18 protein-coding genes, 1 tRNA gene and 1 pseudogene are annotated in these 19794 nt (G+C 66.7%); 10 read left to right on the plus strand and 10 right to left on the minus strand.

Annotated features, from left to right (window positions below; translation table 11 throughout):
- Positions 1-382: pseudogene (locus DU475_RS17255) on the minus strand (thermonuclease family protein); the annotation flags it as partial.
- A gap of 380 nt (positions 383-762) precedes the next feature.
- Between DU475_RS17255 and DU475_RS17260 the strand changes: the two are divergent.
- The 3 genes from DU475_RS17260 (at position 763) to DU475_RS17270 (ending at position 3706) form a co-directional block, all read left to right on the plus strand.
- Positions 763-1968: an ABC transporter substrate-binding protein gene (locus tag DU475_RS17260; RefSeq protein WP_047310138.1), complete on the plus strand. Its 1206-nt coding sequence runs from the start codon at positions 763-765 to the stop codon at positions 1966-1968.
- A gap of 182 nt (positions 1969-2150) precedes the next feature.
- Positions 2151-2939, plus strand: a complete 789-nt coding sequence (locus DU475_RS17265; RefSeq protein WP_164632824.1) for an enoyl-CoA hydratase — start codon at positions 2151-2153, stop codon at positions 2937-2939.
- 2 nt (positions 2940-2941) lie between these two features.
- On the plus strand, positions 2942-3706 hold the full coding sequence (locus DU475_RS17270) for a VOC family protein (RefSeq protein ID WP_164632825.1): 765 nt from the start codon (positions 2942-2944) through the stop codon (positions 3704-3706).
- Between the two features lie 171 nt (positions 3707-3877).
- On the opposite strand, the gene DU475_RS17275 is transcribed toward DU475_RS17270, so the two are convergent.
- Genes DU475_RS17275 through DU475_RS17285 form a run of 3 tightly spaced genes read right to left on the minus strand, consistent with a single transcriptional unit; the run spans position 3878 to position 6969 of the window.
- Complete coding sequence (locus DU475_RS17275) at positions 3878-4684, minus strand: enoyl-CoA hydratase/isomerase family protein (protein WP_164632826.1); 807 nt, start codon at positions 4682-4684, stop codon at positions 3878-3880.
- A 33-nt stretch (positions 4685-4717) separates the two neighbouring features.
- Positions 4718-5878 (minus strand): acyl-CoA dehydrogenase family protein, encoded by a 1161-nt coding sequence (locus tag DU475_RS17280; RefSeq protein WP_142884025.1) that lies wholly within the window; start codon positions 5876-5878, stop codon positions 4718-4720.
- Between the two features lie 26 nt (positions 5879-5904).
- The gene (locus DU475_RS17285; protein WP_047309519.1) at positions 5905-6969 is read right to left on the minus strand and encodes an acyl-CoA dehydrogenase family protein; all 1065 of its coding nucleotides are present in this window, start codon (positions 6967-6969) and stop codon (positions 5905-5907) included.
- Between the two features lie 260 nt (positions 6970-7229).
- On the opposite strand from DU475_RS17285, the gene DU475_RS17290 reads away from it, so the two are divergent.
- Positions 7230-8012 carry an SDR family NAD(P)-dependent oxidoreductase gene (locus DU475_RS17290; RefSeq protein ID WP_013499990.1) on the plus strand — a complete coding sequence of 261 codons (783 nt, stop codon included), beginning with the start codon at positions 7230-7232 and terminating at the stop codon, positions 8010-8012.
- Between the two features lie 65 nt (positions 8013-8077).
- Here DU475_RS17290 and DU475_RS17295 read toward each other — a convergent pair whose 3' ends face one another.
- From DU475_RS17295 to DU475_RS17305, 3 genes are all read right to left on the minus strand, one after another.
- On the minus strand, positions 8078-8374 hold the full coding sequence (locus tag DU475_RS17295; RefSeq protein ID WP_013499991.1) for a GlsB/YeaQ/YmgE family stress response membrane protein: 297 nt from the start codon (positions 8372-8374) through the stop codon (positions 8078-8080).
- 64 nt (positions 8375-8438) lie between these two features.
- Complete coding sequence (locus DU475_RS17300; RefSeq protein WP_013499992.1) at positions 8439-8993, minus strand: YidB family protein; 555 nt, start codon at positions 8991-8993, stop codon at positions 8439-8441.
- A gap of 133 nt (positions 8994-9126) precedes the next feature.
- Complete coding sequence (locus DU475_RS17305; protein WP_164632827.1) at positions 9127-10458, minus strand: TadE/TadG family type IV pilus assembly protein; 1332 nt, start codon at positions 10456-10458, stop codon at positions 9127-9129.
- A 206-nt stretch (positions 10459-10664) separates the two neighbouring features.
- Between DU475_RS17305 and DU475_RS17310 the strand changes: the two genes are divergently transcribed.
- A tRNA-Arg gene (locus DU475_RS17310) sits at positions 10665-10741 on the plus strand.
- A 130-nt stretch (positions 10742-10871) separates the two neighbouring features.
- Here the strand turns inward: DU475_RS17310 and DU475_RS17315 are convergent.
- Positions 10872-11873 (minus strand): NADP-dependent oxidoreductase, encoded by a 1002-nt coding sequence (locus DU475_RS17315; RefSeq protein WP_142884020.1) that lies wholly within the window; start codon positions 11871-11873, stop codon positions 10872-10874.
- Between the two features lie 92 nt (positions 11874-11965).
- The gene (locus DU475_RS17320) at positions 11966-12916 is read right to left on the minus strand and encodes an ATP-grasp domain-containing protein (RefSeq protein WP_164632828.1); all 951 of its coding nucleotides are present in this window, start codon (positions 12914-12916) and stop codon (positions 11966-11968) included.
- A gap of 280 nt (positions 12917-13196) precedes the next feature.
- On the opposite strand from DU475_RS17320, the gene DU475_RS17325 reads away from it, so the two are divergent.
- The gene (locus DU475_RS17325; protein WP_164632829.1) at positions 13197-14828 is read left to right on the plus strand and encodes an FMN-binding glutamate synthase family protein; all 1632 of its coding nucleotides are present in this window, start codon (positions 13197-13199) and stop codon (positions 14826-14828) included.
- An 86-nt stretch (positions 14829-14914) separates the two neighbouring features.
- On the opposite strand, the gene DU475_RS17330 is transcribed toward DU475_RS17325, so the two are convergent.
- Positions 14915-15727, minus strand: a complete 813-nt coding sequence (locus tag DU475_RS17330; protein WP_164632830.1) for a creatininase family protein — start codon at positions 15725-15727, stop codon at positions 14915-14917.
- 130 nt (positions 15728-15857) lie between these two features.
- Here DU475_RS17330 and DU475_RS17335 point away from each other — a divergent pair, with 130 nt between their 5' ends.
- From DU475_RS17335 to DU475_RS17350, 4 genes are read left to right on the plus strand one after another with little or no spacing between them, the layout of a single operon-like run.
- Entirely contained in the window at positions 15858-16988 is a 1131-nt protein-coding gene (locus DU475_RS17335; RefSeq protein ID WP_164632831.1) for an ABC transporter substrate-binding protein, read from the plus strand.
- A gap of 8 nt (positions 16989-16996) precedes the next feature.
- Positions 16997-17827 carry an ABC transporter ATP-binding protein gene (locus DU475_RS17340; RefSeq protein ID WP_164632832.1) on the plus strand — a complete coding sequence of 277 codons (831 nt, stop codon included), beginning with the start codon at positions 16997-16999 and terminating at the stop codon, positions 17825-17827.
- Complete coding sequence (locus DU475_RS17345) at positions 17824-18648, plus strand: ABC transporter permease (protein ID WP_164632833.1); 825 nt, start codon at positions 17824-17826, stop codon at positions 18646-18648. Before DU475_RS17340 ends, DU475_RS17345 begins: the two co-directional genes overlap by 4 nt.
- On the plus strand, positions 18648-19634 hold the full coding sequence (locus DU475_RS17350; RefSeq protein ID WP_164632834.1) for a 2-hydroxyacid dehydrogenase: 987 nt from the start codon (positions 18648-18650) through the stop codon (positions 19632-19634). The genes DU475_RS17345 and DU475_RS17350 overlap by 1 nt, the downstream gene beginning before the upstream one ends.
- Positions 19635-19794 lie beyond the last annotated feature (160 nt).

Below are 19794 nucleotides of genomic sequence, written 5' to 3' on the forward strand. Positions count from 1 at the left end.
GTGCCACGCCGGCGGACAGCAATCGGGCCTGCACCAGCTCGGCGCCGTCCGCCAGCAACACGTAAGCCGGCTGCCGGCCGTAGCGATCCGGCACGTCGTCGGCGCCGCGCAGCACGACGCGGTGGCCGAGCGCGGCGGAGCGCAGCATCGCGGCCCCGGCCTCGCGCTGCTCGTCGATCGGCTCCACGCCGGTGAGCCGGACCTCGCGGCCGTCCGCCAGCCGCAGCGTTCGGGCGTCGACCACCTCGGTCACCACGCCGTCGCCCTGCACCGGCAAGTCGGCGCATCCTGCGGCTTCCGCCCGCCCGTCCGGCATCACACCGAAAGCCACCGCTCCGATCGCCGCGAGCAGACTCCTCCTGAGTCGTCGAAATGACGTCATCGAACCCGCCGCGCTGATTCGCATCCCTGCCGATTCGCCAGAGTAGCGATCGCGGCGCTGCCGGCGAAGCCCGCTGCTGACTGCGAGTGACCAGCCCGTCCGGCAATTTCAACTCCGCGGACGATCAGCCAGCCACAACGCCGCGCCGTCACTCCGTGGCATCACACGATGCCGTGCGACGCGCATTCGGATCGTTCGACAACTAACCGGTCTGCGGCGACGCCGCGACGGCGCGTAGTAAGCCGACCGTGCGCTTCGTTGCGCTCATTCCACTCGCCGGAAATACCACCTCGCTTGCCGCATCGCGGAGGATGCGGCATGATCGCGCGCAATCATCAGAGGCGCCGCGATCAGAATCGGCGCTCGCCAGGGAGGATGTCTTGAAGCCATTCCGCACGACGCTGCTCGCATGTCTGTCGATCGCCGCGATCACCACCGCGAGCGCGCAATCACAGCCGCCGCTCAAACTCGGCGCGATCCTCGACATGTCGGGCCTGTATGCCGACATCACCGGAACGGGCAGCGAGACTGCGGCAAAGATGGCCGCGGAGGACTTCGGCGGCACGGTGCTGGGCCGCAAGATCGAGATCATCGCCGCCGACCATCTGAACAAGGCCGACAACGCCGCCAACATCGCGCGCGACATGCTCGACAACCAGGGCGTCGAAGCGATCATCGACGTCGCCGCCTCGGCTACGGCCCTCGCCGCCGGCGAGATCGCCAAGGCCCGCAACAAGATCATCATGTTCTCCGGCCCGGGCTCGATCCGGCTCAGCAACGAAGCCTGCGGCCCCTACACCGTGCACTACGTGTTCGACACCTTCGCGCAAGCGAACACCACCGGGCTCGCCGCGGTGAAGCAGGGACTCGACACCTGGTTCTTCCTGTCGGCCGACTACGCGTTCGGCCAGGATCTCGAGCGCGACACCACCAACGTCATCAAGGCGTCGGGCGGCAAGGTACTGGGCAGTGTCAAGCATCCGCTCAACACCTCCGACTTCTCCTCGTTCCTGCTGCAAGCCCAGAGCTCCAAGGCCAAGGTGATCGGACTTGCCAACGCCGGAGGCGACACCATCACAGCGATCAAGCAGGGCGCCGAATTCGGCATCACCAAAGGCGGGCAGAAAATCTCGCCGCTGCTCGCCTTCATCTCCGACATCGACAGCGTCGGGCTGGAGACCGCACAGGGTCTGATCCTGGCGGAAGCGTTCTATTGGGATCTCAACGACGAGACCCGCGCATTCTCCAAGCGTTTCATGGAGCGCACCAAGCGGATGCCGACCTCGGCGCAGGCGGGTCTGTACTCCGAAACGATGCACTATCTGCAGGCCGTCAAGGCGGCCGGCACCACCGACGCGGCGGCGGTGACCAAGAAGATGAAGGAAATGCCGATCAACGACTTCTTCGCCAAGAACGGCAAGATCCGTGAGGACGGCCGGATGGTGCATGACATGTACCTGTTCGAGGTCAAGAAGCCGTCGGAATCCAAGGGCCGCTGGGACTACTACAAGCTGCTTGCGACCGTGCCGGGCGATCAGGCGTTCCAGTCGCTTGAGCAATCACGCTGCCCGCTGGTGAAGAAGTAACACACGACAGCACCCTCACCCTGAGGAGCCCGGCGTAGCCCGAAGGGCGCAGCCGGGCGTCTCGAAGGGCGAGGGATGTTCATCCTCATGGTTCGAGACGGCGCTACGCGCCTCCTCACCATGAGGGTGCGGTGCTCGGCTCGGGTTCGATGACCAAAAGAACAACAACAGGGAAACGTTCAATGACCGACATCGTCCTGCAAACCCTCGACCGCGGCCTGCTCACCATCACGATGAACCGCCCCGAGCGGCGCAACGCGCTCAATCAGGACATGATCCGCGGACTGGTCGAGGCGGCGCACCGCGCCAAGGACGATCCGGAGGTGCGCGCGGTGCTGCTGAAGGGCGCCGGCGGCACCTTCTGCGTCGGCGACGACGTCAAGTCGACGGCCGCGGCCGGCGACCCGCCGCCGCTCGAACAGAAGGTGGCGAACCTCCGCCGCGGCATGGAGGTGTCCCGTCTGCTGCATCAGATGCCGAAGCCGGTGGTGGCGCAGATCGACGGCGCGGCGGCGGGCGCCGGCCTGTCGATGGCGATGGCCTGCGATCTGCGGGTCGCAGGCGCTTCGGCCAAGATCACCACGGCGTTCGCCAAGGTCGGTCTGTCCGGCGATTTCGGCGGCACGTACTTCCTGACGCACCTGATCGGCGCCGCGAAGGCGCGGGAGCTGTATCTCACCTCGCCGGTGCTGACCGCCGAACAGGCGCAGGCGCTCGGCATCGTCAGCCGCGTGGTGCCCGACGCCGAGGTCGAGTCCGCCACTCGCGAGCTTGCGCTGTCGCTGGCGCAGGGCCCGACCGTCACGCTCGGCTACATCAAGACCAACATCAACAACGCCGAGAGCCTGTCGCTCGAAGCCTGCTTCGATGCCGAAGCGCTGCATCACTCGCGCTGCGCCGAGACCGCCGACCACAAGGAAGCCGCAAGCGCCTTCGTCGAGAAGCGCGCGCCGGCGTTCCAGGGACGCTGACGATGGCACCGTTTCTTCGCCTGCGCCAGATCTGCCTGGTCACCGAGCCGATCGAACCCGCCGCGTCGCAGATCGCCGCGATTCTCGGGCTGAACATCTGCTACCGCGATCCGCATGTCGGGAAATACGGCCTGGAGAACGTGCTGCTGCCAGTCGACACCACGCTGCTCGAAATCGTCGCGCCGACCCAGCCGGGCACCGCAGCCGGGCGTTTCCTGGAGAAGACCGGCGGCCGCGGCGGCTACATGGCGATCTTCTGTTGCGACGATCCGGACGCCCGCGGCCGCCACGCCGCCACGCTCGGCGTGCGCACCGCCAATGTGATCGACCATGCACCGTATCACGGCGTGCAACTCCACCCGCGCGACTGCCGCGCCGCCTTCATCGAACTCAACCACACGGAAGGCAGTGACAATATCCGCGGCCCTTATCCGCCCGCGGGGCCCGACTGGGCCGCGGCGATTCGCACCGACACCACGCAGGCGCTGACCGCGGTCGAGATGCAGAGCCCGGATCCTGCCGACCTCGCCGCGCATTGGGGCCGGGTTCTCGAACTGCCGGTCGATCGGGATGCAGATAGTGTCGCCGAACTCCGCCTGCCGAACGCCACGTTCCGGTTCGTACAGGGCGGCAGCGAAGCGATGACGGCGCTGACGTTCAAGGTGACGGATGTGGAGAGGGTTCGCGAGGCCGCGACCGCGCAGGGTGTTACGTCCACGCCCGACGGCTTCAACCTCGCCGGCGTCGAATTCAGACTCACGAACTAACCGCGAGTCATTCCGGGGCGCTCCGCGAAGCGGAGCGAACCCAGAATCTCGCAGTTGTGGAAACGATTGAGCCGCAGAACGCTTCGTGATTCCGGGTTCACGCGCTACGCGCGTGGCCCGGAATGACCGCCCGGGGCTGGCGACGACTCGGGGCTGACGAATAGTTTTGCCCTATCGTCCCTTGAAATGCGCGACGCGACGTTCTTCGGTGGCTTTGACGCCTTCCTTGAAGTCTTCGGTGGCGCGCAGGCGGGTTTGTTCGGCGAGTTCATGCTTGGTCGCGGCCATCACCCGGTCCGCGAGACCGTTGCGCATCGTGGCGCGGGTCGACAGCAGGCCGAGCGGCGAGCATTCGGCAATCTCGCGCGCCAGCTTCAGCGCGCCGCTGCGCACCTCGTTGATCGGCACCAGCACGTTGGCGAGGCCCATCTGCACCGCTTCTTCGCCGGTGACGCGGCGCGAGGTGTAGAACATCAGCTCGGCGTTGTTCTTGCCGATCAGCTCCGGCAGCGTCACGGTGAGGCCGAAGCCGGGATGAAACCCGAGCTTGGTGAAGTTGGCCGAGAACCGTGCTTCGGCACAGGTGACGCGGAAGTCGGCCGACACCGCGAGGCCCAGTCCGCCGCCGATCGCAGCGCCGTGAACCGCCGCAATGATCGGCTTCTTGGCGCGGAAGATCCGCACCGCTTCGTAGTACAGATGACCTATCTCGCCGAGGCTGTCGGCCGGATCGCCCTTCGCGGCGGCCGGGTCGGCTTCCTGCCGGGCCGGATCGCCGAAATTGGCGCCGGCGCAGAACGCCTTGCCCTGCGCCGCCAGCACGGTGGCGCGCACTTGCGGATCGGCGTCGATCTCGTCCAGCGCGTTGGCGATCTGCCGGATCAGCGAGATGTCGAAGAAGTTCAGCGGCGGTCGCTGGATCTCGATGGTGGCGACGTGACCGGTCTTCTCGACCGCGATATCGGTGTAGCTGCTCATGATTGATCCTCGATGGTTCGATGCGCGCCGGCGTCAGCGCAGGCCGAGCCCGCGGGCGATGATGCCGCGCAGCACCTCGGTGGTGCCCCCCTGAATGGTCAGCTTCGGCGCCAGCTTGGTGGCAAACGCCGTCAGTTCGTCGAGCGTGGCATGATTCGACGCCTCGCCGTCGACGAAGGCCGCGAGTTCGCGCACCCGGTGTGGCAGTTGCTGCTCCCAGATCGTGCCGATGTCCTTGACGATCGAGGCTTCCACCACCGGCTCCTTGCCGGCCTGCAGCATGCCGGCGACCGACACCGACATCCGCCGCATGGTGTGGAGCTGCGCCACCAGCCGGCCGATGCCCTCGGCGCCGCGGGTGTCCGGATCGGGGCCGAGCGCGCGGACCAGTTCGGTGAGCACGTAATAGGTCTCCAGAAAACGCTCCGGGCCCGAACGCTCGTAAGCGAGTTCGGAAGTCGCCTGCTTCCAGGCGCCGTCGACCTCGCCGAGCAGATGATCGTCCGGCACGAACACGTCGGTGAACACCACCTCGTTGAATTCGTATTGTCCGGTGATCTGCGCGATCGGGTTCACCTTGATGCCCGGCGACTTCATGTCGACCAGGAACTGGGTGAGCCCGTGGCGGCGGTTTTCCCTGGTGGGCGGCGAGGTACGGAAAATCGCGATCATGTAGTCGGCGATGTGCGCCGAGGTGGTCCAGATCTTCGAGCCGTTGATCAGGTAGCCGCCGTCGGTCTTGGTCGCCTTGGTCTTTGCGGCGAACAGATCGGAGCCGGAATTCGGCTCGCTCATCCCGATCGCGAAGCATAGTTCGCCGCGGCAGATCCGCGGCAGTATGTCCATCTTGATGTGCTCGGGGGCGTATTTCAGCAGCACCGGGCCGCTCTGGCGGTCGGCGACGAAGAAGCGGCGGGTCGGCGCATTGGCGATGCGCATTTCTTCGGTGACGACGTAGCGCTCCAGGAAGGTGCGCTCGTGGCCGCCGTATTGCTTAGGCCAGGTCATGCCGAGCCAGCCGCGCATCCCGACGCGGCGGGAGAATTCAGGCGCGTCGGAATCCTCGCGCTGCGGCTTGTGCGGATCGAAGGTGCCGGCGGCGATTTCTTCGGCGAGGAAGGCGCGGACTTCCTTGCGCAGTTCTTCGCAGACGGGCGGCAGGCGGATCGGATCGAAACGGAGGGCGGCGGTCATCGCATAATCTCGCTACGTTGAGGCGGTCAGCGCGAAGCGACCAGCGGCCACAAATCATCGGCGCCACGCTTGGCCACCATGCGGCCGAGCTCGACCGCCCAATGGCTCTCGTTGCCGAAATCGTCGCGCCAGGCGAGCGCGCGCAGGCTGAAGCGATGCAGGATGTGCTCGGCCGTAAAGCCGATCGCGCCATGCACCTGATGGGCGATCGCCGCGCCCTTCTCAGCCGCTTCGGCGCAGCGGATCTTGGCCGCGGCGGCTTCGAGAAACAACGCGTCATCGAAGCCATCAGCGCTACTGATCGCGTCGGCCGCGGAGGTCGCGGCCGCGAGTGCAGCCGAGGTTTCGCCGGCGAGCTTCGCCAGATTGTGCTGCACCGCCTGGAATTTGCCGATCTTCTTTTCGAACGCGACGCGCTCGTTGGCGTAGGTGACGCTGCGGTCGAGCAGCGTTTCGAGCGCGCCGGCGATCTGCAGGCTGCGCGCAACCGCCCCCATCAACATCAGCGAAGTCTGATCGAGCCCCTGTGGCGCAGGCGCCGTGGCGATCGGCGCGACCTTGTCCAGAGTGACGACGTCCGACGCATCGCCGCCGACGCCGAGGCCTTTGTCGATCCGGCAGGCCGATGCCGGCACGAGCGCGATCGTGGCGCCGGCGGCGCTTTGCGCCAGCACGGCGATGTGCCGCACGCCCTGCGCGAACGGCACGCTGCGCGCGCGGCCCGACAACTTGCCGTCCGCATCCAGCGCGATGCGATCTTTCGGATGGGCCGGCGCGACCGTCATCGCGCCTTCGGGTGCCGCGATCTTGCCCTGGGCCAGCAGCCAGCCGGCCAGCATAGTCTCGGCGAGCGGCACCGCGAGGCCGGCGCGGCCGGCGGCGTTGAGCACGCCGAAGCCCTCGGCAAGGCTCGCGCCCGAGCCGCCGAATTCCTCCGGCACCCAGGACAGCGGCAGCCCGGATTCACTCAGCGCCTGCCACAGCGGCGCCTTCCAGGTCTCGGCTTTGTCGGCATTGATGGTTTGCGCATCAGCGAGGTCGGCGAAGATTTTCTCCGCAGTCTCGACGACGATGTTGTCAGTCTCCGTCACGGCGTTTCCCGGTTGCGCACTCAGCGCCCGGCGGATCGCCAAGCATGCGTGCTGGTCTTGTTGTTGCGCGGCATGATGCGGAAAAGCGGAAACGAACACAAGCGCAGCCGGCACGGGGCGGATTGCTCGCCGGACATGGTCGAAACGCCTCACGCCACAGGCTTATTCCGCATCATGGGCTTTGCCGGCTTGCTCTCGATATCGCAACCGATATGGTTGCGGCGACGCGGCGAAGCCGGTTCGATGCAAAGGGAGTGAAGATGTCAGACGGACTGAACGTAATCGTCACCGGGTCGGCCTCGGGCCTCGGCGCCGCGACCGCCAAGATCCTCGCCAAGGACGGCGCACGGCTGGTGATCAACTACGCATCGAGCAAGGACGACGCCGAGAAGACCGCCGAAGAGTGCCGCAAGCTCGGCGCCGCCGAAGTCATCGTGGTGCAGGGCGACGTCGCCAAGGACGAGGATTGCAAACGCATCGTCGAAGCCGCTGCCCCCTGGGGCAAGCTCGACGCGCTGGTGAACAACGCCGGCACCACCAAGCACGTGGCGCATCATCTGCTCGATCAATTGTCGGCCGACGACTTCCAGCGGATCTACGCGATCAACACCATCGGCCCGTACCAGATGGTCCGCGCGGCGCGCGAGCTGCTCATCGCCGGCGCCAAGGCGACCGGCCGTGCTGCGGCGGTGGTCAACGTCTCGTCGGTCGCAGGCATCAGCGGCATCGGCTCGTCGATCGCCTATGCGGCCAGCAAGGGCGCGCTCAACACCATGACGTTGTCGCTGTCGCGCGCGCTGGCGCCGAACATCCGCGTCAACGCGATCTGCCCCGGCTACATCGACACGCCGTGGTTCACCAAGGGCCGCGGCGCCGAGGAAGCCAAGCAGGTGCGCGACATGGTGGTGTCGCGGGTGCCGCTGAAGATCGCCTCGACCGCCGAAGACATCGCCGAATTGGTATGCTTCCTGGCCACGCCGAAATCGAGCAGCATGACCGGCGAACTGGTGCGGATGGACGCCGGCATGCACCTCGCCGGCTGACGTTTCATCCGCACGATGCAGCATGCGGCCCGGCGGCGCCGGGCCGCATAGTGTCGGCGGGAGTGTCAGCGCGGGTCGTATGGGTAGCGATTGCCGGGGTCGGAGATCACCCGTCGCGCCACCAGCCGGTTCCAGATGAACAGCACCGCCACCGCGCCGACCGTCGCGGTGATGAAGCCGGCCCCCTGATTGGGGCCGTAGTGCCCGATCATCTGCCCGACCGCGGTAGCCAGAAACGCGCCAGCGATGCCGAGCACCGTGGTCAGAACGAATCCTTGCGGATTGTTCGGCCCCGGCGACAGCACCCGCGCGATGATCCCGGCAACAAAGCCGACCACGAGGATCCAGATCAGTCCGCCCATGTCAGGGTCCTTTCGACCATCAAGCGTTGCAGAACGTGCACGGCGACAATTCGGTCGCGGCCGATCAGATCCAGCGCGAGGCTTCGTCGTCGGTGGGCAGTCGGCCGTCCGGCGTGAGCTGATCGACCACATCTGGCAGATAGCGGCTGAGTCCGTCGAGCAGCTCGTCGCGCGACATCCCGGTCTGGCGGGTCATCGCGTCGATCTGATCGGCGCCGAGCGCGCTGGCAAGGTCGTTCGGGCCGATCTGCTGGTTCGGACCGCGGCCGACCCAGGAATCGGCGGCGTCGCCGAGCCCGTTGTGCTGGAGCTGCCGCAGCAGATCGCCGAGCCCGCCGGACAGCACGCTGCCGGCCGCGCCGCCGAGCACCAGGCCGCCGAGACCGCCTTTCAGGAAGTCACCCCAGCCGCCGCCGGTATTTGCAGGCGGCGGCATCGGACGCGGCTGATTGGCGGGCGCGGTCTGCTGCTGGCCGCTGGTCATGTGGTTGTAGGCCTTCCACGCCAGCAGCGCGAGGATCGCCATGGTGAACTTGGACATGCCGCCGCTTTTGTCTTGCGGATCGGCCGGGCCCCGCGGGCCGTTCTGCATGCCGTTGAGGATGTCGAGCAAACCCATCGAGACCTCCTGTGTGGGCCGGCACGGCGCGACAAGGCGCAGGCTTCGGCCGGCATCACAACGTAGGAAGGGGCGATGGAGTTTCCAAGGCGGACCCGGCCGTCAGGCTGCGCCCGAAAGTTGGAACGGCCGGTCAGCTCGTGATGCGGGCGTCGGCGACCGCTCTTTTGAACAGCGCGTTCATCGCCTCGGCGATACCCTGGGTCGGGCTGACCTCGAAGTAGAAGCCCGGCGAGGCGCAGGCCTCCATGTTCTTTGCGATCTCGCTGTTCGGCGACGGGCCGTAGGGGCCTTCATTGAACGGCGCGATCCACTTCTTGTACCAGTCGTTGCTCGGCAGATCGAGATAGGTGGTGTAAAGCACCGCAACCCTGACGCCGCGATCCTTCAGGGTCTTGCACAGCGCCGGATTGATCGGCGATTGGCAGCGGTTGCCGGTCTTCGGCTTCAGGCAGGCCGGATTGTATTCGTCGGCGACGCCGTCCGAGACGAAGAACAGGTACTTCAACGGAGAACCGGCCGCGCCGGTTCCCGGGGCGGCGATCAGTTTATCGATCGCCGGCAGGATCGCGGTGTATTGCGTGTCCTGATCGTTGTTGTCGTTCTGCCCCTTGACCGTCATCAGATCGATCGCGCCGGCGGCGGTCTTGGCGCTCGACAGACTGGCCGACAGCGCGAACAGATTGCGCAGGCCGGCGGTCTGGGCCGAGGCGCCGAAATCGTAAATCGCCATCCTGAACTGATTGGTGTAGGTCGCGGTGGCGGCGGCGGTGTCCATCAGTTGCTGGGTGGCGCTGCGCAGCACGTCGATCCGGGTGGTGATACCGAGCGCCTTCGCCAGATTGTAGTAGTTGTTCTTGTTGTTGACGTCATGGCAGGCGAACGCGCAGTGGTCGTCTGACGATTTGTTGGCCGTCGCCGCCACCATCGCGGCGACGTCGGTCGGCGTGGCGCCGACGCCCATCGACGGCGAATTGTCGAGCAGCAGATAGAAATCGATGTATTTCGGCATGCTGGCGGTGGCGGTGGAGGCCCCGCCGACGGTCATGCTCGACACCGCGACCGCCTTCATGAACATGGTCGAGATCTGCGCCGAGAACGTCACCTTCGACGTCACCGCCTCGCCGCTCTTGCTGACCGTGGCCGCCACGCTGTCGAGCGTATAGCCGGTCAGATTCGCCAGATTGCCGTTGAAGATCCGCAGCGCGTCGTCCGCGCCCGACGTGATCGCTCCGTCGGTCGACATCGAACCGGCGGCGATGTAGGCCGGCGAGGTTCGCGACACCGCACCGACCGAGGCGGCGTCCGCCGCCGCCTGGAGTTTGGTGCGCAGCGCATTGGCGCGACTGTAGTCGACCGCGCAGCCGATCGCCGAAATCAGCGGGATCAGCACGAGGGCGAAGATCACGGCAATATTGCCGCGCCTGTCACGATGAAACCGAGCAATCGCTTCTGCAAACGCCATGGGTCCGACCGGCCAACACAGTGGGCTGTGAGCCTAGCCGGGACGGCCTAAAGCAAGGTTTAAGGCTGGAACCAAATTGTGCGGCGAAGGCGCCGGCGCCCCGTGAGGGCTGGCACCGGTCCGCTCCAGCCGACTTCCGGGTGGCGATCGGACCGCCGCTCTGCTATGGGAGGCTCCTGCCAGCGGCCCTGCGCCGCAAGCCGGACGGTCCCGTAGCTCAGCCGGATAGAGCGGCGGTTTCCTAAACCGTAGGTCGGAAGTTCGAGTCTTCCCGGGATCGCCAGCTCCGCCCATTCGTCGATCGGACATTGTCAGCCGGATAGTGTCAGCCGGAGACTCCCAACCGGACGGCGGCCAGCCGGACGACGTCCGGCCAGCCAGAGTTGAAGGCGGGGGACCAAGCGCGGCTCAGCTCATACCTTGACCATCCGCTTGCCACGATTTTCGCCGGCGAGCAGGCCGATCAGCGCGGCGGGGGTGTTCTCCAGGCCGTCGATGACGTCTTCCTGGACCTTGAGCTTGCCGCTGGCGACCCATTCCTGCAGCCTGGCGACCGCCTCGTCGCGCTGATCCATGTAGTCCATCACAATGAATCCCTGCATGATCAGCCGCTTCACCACGATCAACCCGGGGATGCCGCGCGGACCGGTGGCCGAGGGGGTGCGGTCGTATTGTGAGACGGCGCCGCAGCAGGCGATCCGGCCCTTCAGGTTCATCTGCGGCAGGCAGGCTTCGAGAATGTCGCCGCCGACATTGTCGAAATACACGTCGATGCCGTTCGGCGCCGCCGCGCGCAGCGCCTTGAACAGCGCGCCGTCCTTGTAGTCGACCGCCGCATCGAAGCCGAGCTCGTTCACCAGCCAGTCGCATTTCTGCTTGCCGCCGGCGATGCCGACCACGCGGCAGCCCTTGATCTTCGCAATTTGCCCGACGATCGAGCCCACTGATCCTGCCGCGGCCGACACCGCCACGGTCTCGCCGGCGCGCGGCTTGCCGATGTCGAGCAGGCCGAAATACGCGGTCAGGCCGGCGATGCCGTAGACGCTGAGCAGATGCGTCATCGGCTCGACCTTGGGCAGCCTGGCAAGATGCTTGGCCGGCAGCGCCGCATAGTCCTGCCAGCCGGTGTCGGCGAACACCAGATCACCCGGCGACAGCCCAGGCGCCTTGGAACTCACCACTTCGGCGACGCTGCCGCCCGGCATCACGCTGTCGGTCTCGACCGCGGCCCGATAGGTCGCGCCCTGCATCCAGGCGCGGTTGGCGGCGTCGAGCGAAATGTAGCGGACCTTGACCAGCGCCTCGCCGTCCTTCGGCTCGGGCATCGGCGATTCCGCCAGACGGAAATGCTCCGGGCCGAGTTTCTCCTTCGGCTTCTCGATCAGCAGGATCTGGCGGTTGACGGTCGCGGTCATGAGGTTCCTTGTTGTTTGTTGAGAATGCGGACGCGACGCGATCTTAGTTGATCCGCGGCGAAAGGAAATCGGCGCTGGCGAAGGCTGTGCTTTCAGGCCGGCATCGCCTGCATCACGCGGTCGAGCGCCAGGGTGTAGACCTGCTCGGCGAGGTCCGGAAACCGGCGGCTGAGCGATTCGATCATCACGCCGGAATTGATCTCCAGCACGCGCGGTCCTTGCGCGGTCCACACCACGTCGACGGCGCCGAAGCCGAGCCCGATCGCCCGGGCAGCCTCGGCGGCGATCGTCACACACGTGGCGCGCAGCTCGCCGTCGCCGATCAGTTCAGGCTCGGCGCCGAACTCCAGATTGTGTCGCCAATCGAGTGGGAACTGTGCGCCGGCCGGCACCACCGCATCGAGTGCGGCGTGGCCCGCCGGCAGATTCGCCAGCACGGTGCCGAGCCGGTCCGCCGGCACCGCGCCGATCAGAAGCTGCAGCGCGCTGCGCTCGCCATCGCCGATGATCGCCGGGCGCTTTTTTTCGTAAACCACCAGCGGCGCCCGATCGAGCAGGATCACCCGGACTTCGCGGGCGATGTCGAAATACGGCGCGATCGCCAGATTCTGATTGGCGGCGAAGATCGCGGCCGCGGCGCGCTCCAGCTCCAGCTCGGTCGCCGCCTTGAATACCAGATGGCCGCAGGTGCCTTCGTTCGGCTTCAGCACCAGCCCGGCCGGATGGTCGCGCAGCATCTCCAGCATCGCCGACCAATGGCCTCTGTCCGACACGTATTTGAAATGCTCGTGATTCATGAACAGCCGGTGCGGCACGCAGGCGATGCCCGCCGCGCCAAGGATGTCGGCGGTCGCCGCCTTGTCGTTGGCGAGGCGATGAGTCACCGAGCTGTTCAGCCCGAAATCGTAGCCATAGATGAAGTGCCGGGCGTCGCCCTTGGCGAGCACGATCAGCCAGCCGTCGAGCCCGAGCGTGACGTCGACGCCTCGCGCGCCGCAATAGGCTTCGACGATCCGGACGATCACGCGATCGGCATATTGCATCGGGGCTCTCGTCAACAGGCGGTGACCGGCGCAGCAAAGGGCCGCCGGCGGGCGCGCGGTGGATCGCTTCGGGGCGGCAAAATGTCAAGCCGAACCGCACCGCGCGGCGGCCCGGCGATAGGATTGCGACGTCTGCGTGACCGGATGATCGCGGAAGGCCCGAGGTTATCGAGGCCACTCGGCCGTGCTATACAGCGCGCCCGGTCGCCGCCGGTCGATGTGCGGGGCTTCCCGCTGCGGCTGATCGGACGTTGCGTCCTGCCGGTCCCGCGGGGATTCCATGGGTTTGCTGCTGCTTCCGCTCTCGCCGCGCTATATCGTTCTCACCGTCTGTTCCGTGATCACCGCGCTGCTCGCCGCGATCGCGGTGATCGACTTCCACACGCCGCTGTTCGCCGTGGTGCTGACGCCGCTGCTGGTGTTCGGCGCCCTCACCGTTCTCGGCATCCACGACCTCTTGCAGACCAGCCACGCGGTGCTGCGCAACTACCCGATCGCCGCGCATCTGCGTTTCCTGCTCGAGGAGATGCGCCCCGAGATGCGGCAGTACTTCTTCGAGAGCGAGAAGGACGGCAAGCCGTTCAGCCGCGACACCCGCGCGCTGATCTATCAGCGCGCCAAGATGGAACTCGACAAGCGTCCGTTCGGGACTCAGAAAGATGTCTATGGCGACGGCTACGAGTGGATGCACCATTCGGTGGCGCCGCGGCCGCACGCTGCCGAGCCGTTCCGGATCACGATCGGCGGGCCGGATTGCGCCAGGCCTTATTCCGCCTCGGTATTGAACATCTCGGCGATGAGTTACGGGGCGCTGAGCCCGAACGCGATCCGCGCCCTCAACGCCGGCGCCCGAAAGGGCGGCTTCGCGCACGACACTGGCGAGGGCGGCGTCAGCCCTTATCACCGCGAGGCCGGCGGCGATCTGATCTGGGAGATCGGCTCCGGTTACTTCGGCTGCCGCACCCGCGACGGACGATTCGATCCCGAAGCGTTCGCCCGCGTGGCGGCCGACGACCAAATCAAGATGGTCGAGCTGAAGGTCAGCCAGGGCGCCAAGCCGGGCCATGGCGGCGTGCTGCCGATGGCCAAGATCTCCGAGGAGATCGCGCAGATCCGCGGTGTCGGCATGGACGAGGATTGCGTCTCGCCGCCCTATCACAAGGCGTTCTCGACGCCGATCGAGATGATGCGGTTCATCGCCGAGATGCGCCGCCTGTCCGGCGGCAAGCCGACCGGCTTCAAGCTCTGTGTCGGCCATCCCTGGGAGTTTCTGGCGATCTGCAAGGCGATGCTCGCCACCGGGATCTACCCGGATTTCATCGTGGTCGACGGCAAGGAAGGCGGCACCGGCGCCGCCCCGCTGGAGTTCATGGACCACCTCGGCATGCCGATGCGCGACGGCGTCAGCTTCGTGCACAATGCGCTGATCGGGATCGGCGCACGCGATCGCGTCAAGCTCGGCGCCTCCGGCAAGATCGCCACCGGCTTCGACATGGCCCGCGCCATGGCGCTCGGCGCCGACTGGTGCAACTCGGCGCGCGGCTTCATGTTTGCGCTCGGCTGCATCCAGTCGCTGAGCTGCCATACCGACCGCTGCCCGACCGGGGTGACCACCCAGGAGCCGACGCGCTACCGCGCGCTGGTGGTGCCGCACAAGCTGGAGCGGGTTTACAATTATCACCATGCGACGCTGCAGGCGCTGGGCGAACTGGTCGCGGCCGCCGGTCTCGACCATCCGCGCGACATCCGCCCGTATCACTTCTCGCAGCGGACCTCGTCGTCCGACGTGGTGTCGCTGGCGCAGCTCTATCCGGCGCTGCGTTCGGGCGAATTACTGGACGGCACCGACGATGCCCGTTTCAAACAGGCCTGGGCGATGGCCCGGGCCGAGAGCTTCGCGCCGGTGTGCTGACCAGGCTCGCTCTCCGTCATCGCGCGGAGCGAAGCCACAGACGCGGCATGCGGCCCTGGATGACTTTGCGTCGCTCGCACCGCTGCTCAAACGCGCGGCGTGTTGTTGAGCGCGGCCAGATCGAAACGGTGGACGTCGTCCAGCAGCTCGCAGAACACGCGGGCGCCGTGATCGAGCAACTGCCGCCCCTTCTCGGCGGTCGCGGCGGTGGCGTCGCCGATCGCGCCGCCCGGGTGCAGGTCCTCGGCCGCCCAGGCGAACGGCGCCGGCCGCTGCGCCGACAACCAGCGATACTGCTGCTCCATCGCGAGGCTGGCCGGACGAAACTCCGCGAGCCTGTCGGTGCGAACCAGGGCCGGCGCGTGCGCCAGCATGATCGAGGTCTCGACCGCGCCGCCGTGAATGCCGTGGCGCAGCTCGTCGGCGGCGAACAGTCCGTCCGGCACGCCGAACCGCGCCCAGCCGGTGGTCACCACCAGCATCCGGTGCCGCGCCCGCAGCTCCTGCGCCACCAGGCCCATCGCCGCGCTGTTGCCGCCATGGCTGGTCACCATCACCAGCTTGCGCACGCCGGCGCGGGCGATACTGTCACCGATCTCGGTCCAGACGCGGAGCGCGGTCTCCGCCGACAGCGTCAGCGTGCCGGGAAACGCCAGATGTTCCGTCGACAGTCCGATCGCCTGCAGCGGCAGGAAGCTCGCCGGGAGCTCCGCCGGCAACAATTCGTGCACCCGCGCCAGATAGGCTTCGGCGATATCGACGTCGGTCGACAGCGGCAGATGCGGCCCGTGCTGCTCGGTCGCCGCGAGCGGCAGCACCGCGATCCAGCGCGCGGGTTGCGAATCGGCGATCTCCGGCCAGCGGATCGCGCACCAGTCACGAGGCGGCAGCGCGGTCATCGGCGGGACGTGACCCGGACAGGGAGTGGTTCAAATGTCGGCATTGTTTCGCTATCAATCCTGAAACGCTCGAATCCGCGCCACCCATGATGCCGGCATCTTGGGCCAAAATGAACGACGGAGTCCAACCATGAGCCCCGATTTCCTGGCGCGAGCGTTAATCGGGATTCTGTTGGCCGCCACGCTGGCGTTTCCGGCCATCGCCTCGCCGCCGCCGGCCCCCGCCAAGCCGGTCGAGAAGCCCGAACCGCCGCCTCCGCCGCCGCCTAAGAAGCCGGCGCCGCCGAAAGTGCAGCCGGTCCGCAAAGTGCCCGAGGGCGGCTTCGACAAGATCTCGTTCGGCACCAACTGGGTCGCCGAGGCCGAGCACGGCGGCTTCTTCCAGGCGGTCGCCGACGGCACCTACAAGGCCTACGGCCTCGATGTGACGATCGTGCCGGGCGGCCCCAACGTCAACAACCGCACGCTGCTGATCGCCGGCAAGCTCGATTTCTTCATGACCGCCAACACGCTGCAATCCTTGGACGCGGTCGCCAACAACGTGCCGGTGGTGGCGATCGCCGCGATCTTCCAGAAAGATCCGCAGGTGTTCCTGTCGCACCCGGAGTCGAAGGTCGAGACCATCGCCGACCTGAAGCCGCTGACGCTGTTCGTCTCCAAGGAAGGCATCGCCAGCTACTTCCAATGGCTCAAGTCCGAATACGGCTTCAGCGAAGCCAGGGTGAAGCCCTACACCTTCAACCCGCAGCCGTTCATCATCGACCGCCGCAGCGCGATGCAGGGCTACGTCACCTCCGAACCGTTCACGGTCGAGCAGGCCGCCAAGTTCAAGCCCAACGTGCTGCTGCTCGCCGACTACGGGCTGAACGGCTACTCGACGCTGATCGAGACGCGCCGCGACCTGATCGACAAGAATCCCGACATGATCCAGCGCTTCGTCGACGCCTCGATCGTCGGCTGGTATCACTATCTGTATGGCGACAATGCCGCCGGCAATGCGATGATCAAGCAGCTCAATCCGGAAATGACCGACGAGATGCTGGCGTACTCGATCGACAAGATGAAGGAATACGGCATCGTCGATTCCGGCGACGCCATCAAGAATGGGATCGGCGCGATGACCGACGCGCGCTACGCGTCTTATTTCGACAAGATGGCCCGCGCCGGGGTGGTGGCGCGCAATCTGGATTTCCGCAAAGCCTATACCCTACAATTCGTCAACAAAGGCATCGGCGTCGATCTGCGCCCGAAGCAGAAATAGCCGGCCAGATGGCCTCGTCGCCGCGATCATCCGCTGCGAATGCCGACGCCACCGGGCCGGCGATCGAACTTCGCCGCATCACCAAGACCTATCGCAGCGGCACGCTGGCCCTCGGGCCTGTCGATCTCGACATCGGCCGCGGCGAGTTCGTGTCGCTGCTAGGGCCGTCCGGATGCGGCAAGTCGACGGCGCTGCGGATGATCGCTGGCCTCACACGCCCTTCTTCAGGGCGAATCGAGGTCGGGAGTGCGTCGCCGCGCGGACGCGGCGAACACCCGGTCGGCTTCGTGTTTCAGGAGCCGACGCTGATGCCGTGGGCGAGCGTCCGCCACAACGTCGCTTTGCCGCTGAAGCTGGCGCACGTCGCCGGCGCCGAGATCGACCGGCGGGTCGACGAGGTGCTGACCCGGGTCGACCTGTCCGACTTCGCGGATGCATTTCCGCGTGAACTGTCGGGCGGCATGAAGATGCGGGCGTCGCTGGCGCGCGCCCTCGTGACCAGACCCGACATCCTGCTGATGGACGAGCCGTTCGCCGCACTCGACGAGATCACCCGGTTCCGACTCAATGACGACCTGCTGACGCTGTGGGACGAATTGCAGATGACCGTGGTGTTCGTCACCCATTCGGTGTTCGAGTCGGTGTATCTGTCGCAGCGCGTGGTGGTGATGACGCCGCGGCCGGGCCGGATCGCCGCCACCTTCGACATCGATGCACCGCGGTCACGCGGCGAGGAATTTCGGCTGTCGGCCGATTACGCGGCGCGATGCCGGGAGGTTTCACGCGCGCTGGCGTCGTCGAGCGAGCCCGCGCGGCCTTCCGCGGTGGCGCGGACGTGAGCGCCGTGCCCGCCTCGCGTGACGACGTACAGCCGCTCGGCGCCCGTGCCGGGCTGCGCGTCGTGCTGCCGGTCGTCGTCCTGCTCGCCGCGATCGTGGCGTGGGATCTGGTGGTGCGGCTCAATCAGATCCCGCCTTATGTGCTGCCGGGACCGCTCCTGGTCGCCTCGACGCTGATCCAGGACTGGCCGGTGCTGTTCGGCTCGCTGCTCACCACCCTGCGGACCACACTGGAAGGCTTCGTCGCCGCCGCGGCCGGCGGCATCGCGCTGGGGCTGCTGTTCAACCAGTCCCGATTGCTCGAATTCTCGCTGTTTCCCTATGCGGTGGTGCTGCAGGTCACGCCGGTGATCGCGATCGCGCCGTTGCTGCTGATCTATCTGCCGCAGGAAACCGCGGTGATCGTCTGCGCCTGGATCGTGGCGTTCTTCCCGGTGCTGTCCAACACCACGCTGGGATTGAATTCGGTCGACCGCAATCTGGCCGGGCTGTTCCGGCTGTACGGCGCCTCGCGCTGGCAGACGCTGCTGCGGCTGAAGTTGCCGGCGGCGCTGCCCTATATCCTCGGCGGCCTGCGCATCGCCGGCGGATTGTCGCTGATCGGCGCCGTGGTGGCGGAGATCGCCGCGGGCTCGGCAGGCGCCGGCTCCGGCCTCGCCTACCGGATTGCCGAATCGGGATACCGGCTCAACATTCCGCGCATGTTCGCAGCATTGCTGTTGCTGTCGACGGCGGGCATTGTGATCTATCTGCTGCTGGCGCTGGTGTCGCATCTGCTGCTGCGGCGCTGGCACGAAAGCGCGCTTGGAAAGGATAATTGATGCCGGGGGAAACGGATGCGTCCGGGCCGATCGATCTGCTCGTCTACGGTCCGCGCAAAGAGGTGATCGATCAGGGTTTCCCGGACGGCTATGTGCTGCACAAATGCGAGCGCACGGACGATCTCGACGGCCTGAGCGAGGAGGTCCGCGGCCGCATCCGCGGCATCGCGGTCACCGGCCTGGTGCCGACCGGCGCCGCGATGCTGGCGGGTTTTCCGAAGCTGGAGATCGTGGCGAGTTTCGGGGTCGGCTACGACCACGTCGATGCAGCCTGGGCGGCGCAACACGGCGTGGTCGTCACCAACACGCCCGACGTGCTCACCGAGGAGGTTGCCGACACCGCGCTCGGGCTGCTGATCGCCACCTTGCGCGAGTTCGTCCGCGCCGACAAATATGTCCGCGCCGGCCTGTGGCAGACGCAGGACTATCCGCTCAGCACCGGCTCGCTGCGCGACCGCAAGGTCGGCATGGTCGGGATGGGGCGGATCGGACAGGCGATCGCCCGCCGGCTCGACGCATCGCTGGTGCCGGTGGTGTATCACTCGCGCAATCCGGCGGCCGGCGTCGCCTACCAGCACTATCCGAACCTGATCGAGATGGCCAAAGAGGTCGATACCCTGGTGGTGATCACGCCCGGCGGTCCGGCGACAGCGAAGTTGATCAACGCCGACGTGCTCGACGCGCTCGGGCCGCGCGGCGTGGTGATCAACGTCGCGCGCGGCTCGGTGATCGACGAAGACGCACTGATCGCCGCGCTGAGATCCGGCAGGATCCTCGCCGCCGGTCTCGACGTATTCGCGGCCGAGCCGAACGTTCCGGAGGAGCTGCGGACCATGGCGAACGTCGTGCTGCTGCCGCATATCGGTTCGGCCTCGGTGGTGACGCGCAATGCGATGAACCAGCTCGTGGTCGACAACCTGAAAGCATGGTTCTCGGGCCGACCGCCGCTGACGCCGGTCGCGGAAACGCCGGTGAAAGGCCGCTGACGATGGGACGCGCGATCGGCACGGTGATCCTGACGGCGCTGCTCGCGGCGAGCGCGACGGCGCAAGACGCATCCAAGATGAAGCAGGACTTGGTCGGGCAGTGGGAGCTGGCGACCGCCGAGCGCAGCAAGACCTGCGTCGTCACGCTGGCGTCCGCACC

The organism is Rhodopseudomonas sp. WA056, from assembly GCF_010906995.1.
GTDB classification, from domain to species: domain Bacteria; phylum Pseudomonadota; class Alphaproteobacteria; order Rhizobiales; family Xanthobacteraceae; genus Rhodopseudomonas; species Rhodopseudomonas palustris_G.

Coding starts and splice junctions, on each gene's coding strand:
- DU475_RS17265 (WP_164632824.1), top strand. CDS start 2,151: ATGACCGACATCGTCCTGCAAACCCTCGACCGCGGCCTGCTCACCATC.
- DU475_RS17270 (WP_164632825.1), top strand. CDS start 2,942: ATGGCACCGTTTCTTCGCCTGCGCCAGATCTGCCTGGTCACCGAGCCG.
- DU475_RS17275 (WP_164632826.1), bottom strand. CDS start 4,684: ATGAGCAGCTACACCGATATCGCGGTCGAGAAGACCGGTCACGTCGCC.
- DU475_RS17280 (WP_142884025.1), bottom strand. CDS start 5,878: ATGACCGCCGCCCTCCGTTTCGATCCGATCCGCCTGCCGCCCGTCTGC.
- DU475_RS17290 (WP_013499990.1), top strand. CDS start 7,230: ATGTCAGACGGACTGAACGTAATCGTCACCGGGTCGGCCTCGGGCCTC.
- DU475_RS17295 (WP_013499991.1), bottom strand. CDS start 8,374: ATGGGCGGACTGATCTGGATCCTCGTGGTCGGCTTTGTTGCCGGGATC.
- DU475_RS17300 (WP_013499992.1), bottom strand. CDS start 8,993: ATGGGTTTGCTCGACATCCTCAACGGCATGCAGAACGGCCCGCGGGGC.
- DU475_RS17305 (WP_164632827.1), bottom strand. CDS start 10,458: ATGGCGTTTGCAGAAGCGATTGCTCGGTTTCATCGTGACAGGCGCGGC.
- DU475_RS17315 (WP_142884020.1), bottom strand. CDS start 11,873: ATGACCGCGACCGTCAACCGCCAGATCCTGCTGATCGAGAAGCCGAAG.
- DU475_RS17320 (WP_164632828.1), bottom strand. CDS start 12,916: ATGCAATATGCCGATCGCGTGATCGTCCGGATCGTCGAAGCCTATTGC.
- DU475_RS17325 (WP_164632829.1), top strand. CDS start 13,197: ATGGGTTTGCTGCTGCTTCCGCTCTCGCCGCGCTATATCGTTCTCACC.
- DU475_RS17330 (WP_164632830.1), bottom strand. CDS start 15,727: ATGACCGCGCTGCCGCCTCGTGACTGGTGCGCGATCCGCTGGCCGGAG.
- DU475_RS17335 (WP_164632831.1), top strand. CDS start 15,858: ATGAGCCCCGATTTCCTGGCGCGAGCGTTAATCGGGATTCTGTTGGCC.
- DU475_RS17340 (WP_164632832.1), top strand. CDS start 16,997: ATGGCCTCGTCGCCGCGATCATCCGCTGCGAATGCCGACGCCACCGGG.
- DU475_RS17350 (WP_164632834.1), top strand. CDS start 18,648: ATGCCGGGGGAAACGGATGCGTCCGGGCCGATCGATCTGCTCGTCTAC.